The sequence below is a fragment of the Pantoea cypripedii genome (genome assembly GCF_011395035.1).
GTDB lineage: Bacteria > Pseudomonadota > Gammaproteobacteria > Enterobacterales > Enterobacteriaceae > Pantoea > Pantoea cypripedii_A.
Genome location: NZ_CP024770.1, coordinates 1,084,865 through 1,090,864, shown reverse-complemented (window position 1 = coordinate 1,090,864; position 6,000 = coordinate 1,084,865). Strand labels below are relative to the sequence as shown.

5 protein-coding genes are annotated in these 6,000 nt (G+C 44.9%); 4 read left to right on the top strand and 1 reads right to left on the bottom strand.

All coding sequences use genetic code 11. The features are described 5' to 3' along the window. The 4 genes from CUN67_RS28455 to CUN67_RS28440 form a co-directional block, all read left to right on the top strand. Positions 1-269: integrase core domain-containing protein (locus CUN67_RS28455; protein WP_208718844.1), on the top strand; the 269-nt coding region annotated here is incomplete at its 5' end. Positions 270-1,136: 867 nt separating this feature from the next. Then, a complete protein-coding gene (locus CUN67_RS28450; RefSeq protein WP_208718842.1) occupies positions 1,137-1,763 on the top strand; it encodes a division plane positioning ATPase MipZ in 627 nt (208 codons plus the stop codon). Continuing rightward, complete coding sequence (locus tag CUN67_RS28445; protein WP_208718840.1) at positions 1,760-2,077, top strand: hypothetical protein; 318 nt, start codon at positions 1,760-1,762, stop codon at positions 2,075-2,077. The genes CUN67_RS28450 and CUN67_RS28445 overlap by 4 nt, the downstream gene beginning before the upstream one ends. Positions 2,078-3,039: 962 nt before the next feature. Next, on the top strand, positions 3,040-4,038 hold the full coding sequence (locus CUN67_RS28440; protein ID WP_254711512.1) for a RepB family plasmid replication initiator protein: 999 nt from the start codon (positions 3,040-3,042) through the stop codon (positions 4,036-4,038). A gap of 1,098 nt (positions 4,039-5,136) precedes the next feature. Here the strand turns inward: CUN67_RS28440 and uxuR are convergent. Next, the gene (gene uxuR, locus CUN67_RS28435) at positions 5,137-5,901 is read right to left on the bottom strand and encodes a Uxu operon transcriptional regulator (RefSeq protein ID WP_208718837.1); all 765 of its coding nucleotides are present in this window, start codon (positions 5,899-5,901) and stop codon (positions 5,137-5,139) included. Between the last annotated feature and the right edge of the window lie 99 nt (positions 5,902-6,000).

The following is a 6,000-nucleotide window of genomic DNA, read 5'->3' as shown; positions in this document are numbered from 1 at the left end:
TCGCGGACTCAACAAGAACGTTCGCCACCTCACTCGGGTTCATCGTGTGTACGACGCCAGTGCGCAGTCCGGAAAGCAATGGGATGGCTGAATCGTTCGTGAAAACGTTCAAGCGTGACTACGTGTATGTGAATGACCTGCCGGATGCGGTGAGCGTAATGGAAAAACTGACGGAATGGATGGAAGACTATAATAACTGGCATCCCCATAAAGGTCTGAAAATGCAGTCACCAAGAGAGTACAGAAGTTCACTGCTGGCTATAAATTAACCGTGTCCGTTTTAGCGGGGGCAACTCCACACCCCAGCTCTTAAACCCTATTTCATCTTTCACGTAATCCGCGTAAGACGCTTCTGCGACAACAGCCTCCTGCTGGCATACATGCAGGCAGGTTTCATCATTGCACCTCTGATGGCTCTGATGAACAGATGTTGTGCCAGACTCCTTACACAACCCGGTCTGCTGCCAGAAAGCATATAAAACGCAACAGTGGGTTTGTGTGCAGGTATAAACACGGGCGGCGGAAACATCATTAAGATGTTAACTTAGTAAAAAGTTAACTTAACAAGTTAATAACAAATCAACTATATGATATTAGCAAATTGCTAAGTTCATGGCTTATCAACCTGGTATCTTAATTTATTACTAACTTAACACCTCAACATTAACGCTTGATGCTTTTTTGTTAAGATAACAAGTTATTATTATGTCAACTCACACCTCAGAATTCTCATGCAATCCCTGGCATATGTACATCATACCAACTGGCAATGAATGAAAAACGCGTGAAGTGACAGCAGCGTAATCGTTGCGCTAAACGGTCTTTCCTGGACACAGGTATAGAGAAGGCGGGGCTCAGCGAATGCTTGTGAATACAGTTAAATCAAAAATTATTAATTTAATAAGATAACAAGGTTAAGATGATTCTTTTATCTGATAAAAATTAAGTTAATAAGTTAATTTCCTAACTATTAATTGAAAATCAGCTTGTTATATAACATCTCTCTAAGGATTGATTACAAGATAACATCTTAACAAGATAGCATCTTGTCTTGTTGTTATCAGCAGATCTTGTTAAGATACGAAGATTACAACATTTTCGCTTTGCACTTTTATCGTTATTAATGGAGGTCATCGATGATTATCGTACTGGGTAGTCAGAAGGGTGGGGTAGGTAAAAGTACCCTGGCTGTGTCTCTTGCTGCTGGATTGCTCTCACGTGGCTACAGAGTGCTCATTGTGGATGCCGATGACCAGAAATCCGTATTGACCTGGTATAATAACCGTCCGGAATCACTTCCGCATATTCCTGTTACCGGAGCCTCCGGCAATATCAAAGCGATGCTGAAAGAGCATGCGAAATCATACGACTACATCATCGCAGACTGCGCAGGTCGAGACAGTGCTGAAATGCGTAGTGGCCTGATGGCAGCAGATGTCTTCATTTCGCCTCTGCGTCCATCCCAAATGGACCTCGATGTAGTGCCTCATACATGCTCCGTGTTCACCGCCGCGAAGGATTTTAACGAAGGTGTGAAAGGGTATCTTGTGCTGAATATGACCCCGACTAACATGTTCGTAAATGAAGGCAATGAAGCAGCCAAGGTTCTGGAAGATTTTCCTGAAATGAAACTGGCTGAAACGCGCATTTGTGACCGTAAAGCTCACAGGGATGCCTGGGCTGAGTCTATGACCATCTATGAAACAGAAAATAGTAAAGCCAAAGACGAAGTTGAAAGGTTGATCCAGGAGGTCATCTTATGAGAAACAGAGCCGCGATTTCGAAAGAAAAAGAGAACGACTTTATCAATGGCGGAACTGCTGCCTTATCGACAACAGGTGCTGTACAACCAAAAGCACCTGAACCAGAGCCGGTAAAGAAGGCCAAAGCAAAACCCGTCAGTATCTCTTTTACCGATGATAACCTTAAAGATATCGACAACCGCATTCGTAATGAAATCCTCGCTGGGGGTTCACGAGTAAATCGTTCGGATATTGTTCGCGCTGCAATTCTCGCACTTGAACATTTATCAGATGAAGAAATCTCCGTACTCATCAGCAAAGCTAAGCTTCAGTAAAAGAAATCACAAATAAGTAAGTTATTATCTTATTAAGATAGTAACTTACTTTGTGACAATGTCACTCCTCGTTTTGTCTCCTGCTCAATACGTTATTGCCTTCCAGGCGGGCATTTCTTCGATAGCAAACTATCAGAATCAATCTTCCTGACTTATTAAGATCACAAAACACAAATGCCAGTCAGCTATCTCACTTAAGAACAAAGAAACGCGGGAATAACTGGCTGAAGGGGTTAAAAACGTTCTGTACGCTCTCAGAAGGCGTTATCAGGGCTTTAGCGAGGGGTTGTTGCTACTCCGTCGTTTAAAGAGCGGAGAAGGGCTTATAGAACGATCCTTTTACCACGATGAGCAGATCGTTTACTGAAATGCTGATTTGCAGCGCAAAAGTATAAAATAATCAGTTGTGTGTTGAGTACACCGTCTTTTGTTCTCAATTCTGCCAATTGTCGATAGTCTGTTACAGATTACAAACAGGCTGATCCAGAAGAGCTGCAGAGGTTTTTAAGTTTCACAGTCTGACTGTTGAGACTGATTAACACTGAGTTCTCAGCAAGATATCCACTTATCCACTGATTAGATCCCAATAGTTTAGATCCAGTGTAGATCCTATAGAGATCCCTAATAGATCCCCGATCGCCGCAGCCCGCACCAGTACTGGCCTGAGAAGGCATCTGCATAAGCTATAGCAAGTAAAATATAAACTGTAGTCAGACCACCATAAGCTATAGCATGCTAAATATAAGCTGTAGTTGGAAAACGACATAAGCTATAGTGAGCAAAATGCACTGGACACCGATATTGCTGTGGATTATTTTTCTCCCTTATCTTCATGCAATTAGGCTCACTCTGCGTGAGTTGTTGTTCTGTAATTCACAATCCTGATGCTTCGATCTTTTCAACGATCATCGACGAAACCCGTGAGAATGCCCGTGGACAGCGAGAATCTAGACCTGAAGAAACTGTTTGAGGAAAAGGACAAGAATACAGGTGAGGTGATCACGCTCACACCCAATGCTAACAATACGGTACAGCCGGTTGCATTAATGCGCCTTGGTGTTTTTGTTCCTACACTTAAATCACTGAAAAACAGTAAAAATAAAACCTTTGCCACCACGGACGCAACGGAAGAACTCACCCGGCTTTCCCTGGCAAAAGCCGAGGGATTCGATAAGGTCGAAATCGTCGGCCCGCGCCTTGATATGGACAACGATTTCAAGACGTGGGTTGGGATCATTCATTCCTTTGCCAAGCACAAAGTCATTGGTGATAAGGTTCAGCTGCCGTTCGTTGAGTTTGCCAAACTGTGCGGAATCCCTTCAAGCCGCTCGTCTAAGAAGCTCAGAGAGCGTATCAGCCCCTCTCTGAAGCGGATCGCGGCGACAACCATCTCGTTCACCAGTAACATGGGAGATGATGGTAAGGAATATATCACCCACCTGGTGCAGTCTGCCTATTACGATACCAAAAAAGACATCGTTATCTTGCAGGCGGACCCCAAGCTCTTTGAACTCTATGAGTTTGATCGCAAGGTACTTTTACAGCTTAAAGCTATCAATGTTCTGAAGCGCCGTGAGTCAGCTCAGGCGCTGTATACCTATATCGAAAGCCTGCCAAGGAATCCGGCCCCCATCTCTCTGGCCCGCCTGCGTGACAGACTTAACCTTAAGTCTCCCGTTTTCTCACAAAACCAGACAGTAAGGCGCGCGATGGAGCAACTGAAGGAGATTGGCTACCTGGACTACTCAGAAGTGCAGCGGGGCCGTAGCGTCTATTTCAACGTGCATTATCGCCGTCCTAAGCTGAAAGCACCGAAGAACGAAAGCATTGAAAATCCCCAGCCTTCAACTCCCGCAGCACCTGCGGAACCAGTTGATGCTGCTCTTCAGGAAAAACTCGAACTTTTGAATAAGTTAGGGATTTCGATGGCCGACCTTGAGAAACTGTTCAAATCTAAGTAACGATATAAGCTGTAGTGAGTAACTCACTCACTACAGCTTATACTTACTCTCTCCAAACTCCCCATAGCATATATTGCCCACCTAATAACCTGATTTTTAAGTGATATGCTACTGGCTGCCTGCTTCTGTTCGCGTGTAGGCCGCTCACTATAGCTTATCTCCATACTCACTATAGATTATGCCATATGCTGTAATGAGTAGATTACTCGCTATAGCTTATGCAGGGCAGGGGGATGAGCAACAATCTACTCACTACAGTTTATAAAAGATGGAATACAGCAGAGGAATCACTCACTACAGCTTATGTTCTTCACTGATTGGAAGGGGAGGTTACTCTCTATAGTTTATATATAGTGTGTGGAGAGCAATCTACTCACTATAGCTTATATTCGGCGACCCCCCTGGTAACCACTAACCTTCAACATATTGATTTTATTTTGGTTAGTAATCACTAACTTTCCGGATTGAATCAATGGCTACTCACTATAGATTATGCTTACTCACTATAGCTTATGAGGTATCTCGACGGATAAGCTACTCCCTATAGCTTATATATAAACTATAGGGAGTAGATGCCATCATGCTGATCAGAGAGGATGGAAGCATCTCTCAAAAGGAGATTCTCGCCAGTAACCCAGTCTGATCATAAGGTTACATCAGGAAAATGTGTTTTGTGACAACGTCACGATATTCAATGCACCACGAGGACTAATGGTAAAACCCGTATCAGATGAGGGGCTGATACCGACTTATCTTAATGATATTTAATAATTTTTAAGTCAATACAAAGGAACCCATGGCTGATATAACCTGAGCTGTAAACAGCACTGAGTTGCTGAATATAAGCTGTAGTGAGTAGAGAAGGCATGAGTACGGGCAGAATAGACGGTATCAACAACGGAGCTGGGTTTCTTACAAAGGATCCAACGTAGATCAACCGGGGTTTTATCCAGGGATTACAGGAAAAAGTCAGCGATGGTAAGTCGGTAACGCAAGGCTGACTGCGAGAAAAGTTAAAGTAAAACTCCTGCCATTTGTGCAGGAGTTTCATGAAGACATTATGCTATCGCGTGCGGCAGAGCCTCAGCAGAGGTTTTCTCAGATATCCTGACTATGGGTGGTATTCAGCGGCCATGAGTCAAACAGGTAGCCATCAAAGTCAATATCATCTACATCAGAGAATTCCAGCAGGCGCTGTTTGACGTTCTCCAGATGCTGCCACATCGCCATTTTGGCAGCGCGGGCATCTTTCTTGATAAGCGTAGCGAGGATCTTCTTGTGATCATCCAACCATTGCTGGCGATAGCTGGTATTAACCAGATGGCGATGTAACTGGCTCCACATCACATTGTCTTCACGCCACTGCCATGACTGTTTAAACAGCTCCACCAGCATGCTGTTATGGGTTGCCTCGGCAATTGCCAGATGGAAATTACGATCGCCGTTTTCTGAACTATTGACGGCACCGGAAGCCAGCTCTTTTTCTTCCAGTTCAAGCGCCTGGCGCATTTTCACAATATCGTCGCGGGTGGCCTGCAGCGCCGCAAACTCAGCGATATTACTCTCAAGCAACTGACGAGCCTGCAACATCTCAAACGGGCCAGCATCATTGCAGGCGGGTTGCACAGGGGCAGGCTGCGACGGGTTGTCATTAATCACATAAATACCTGCGCCGCGCCGCACTTCAATCCGTCCTTCCAGCTCCAGCATGATGAGCGCTTCACGCACCAGGGTACGCGTGACATTTAGCATTGCGGCGATTTCACGTTCCGGTGGCAGCCGTTCTCCCACAGCATATTCCTTCTGCGTAATCATCCTGCGGAGAAGCTCTCCGACTTCCTGATAAGGGCGCTGTGGTTTCATAATGTTCTTTCTGCTGGTTAAGGGAATAACGCTCCTGAAGCTGCCATCTTCAGGGGCAGGTACTATAGCATAGTGACTCTGCTCACCTCACTGATGCCC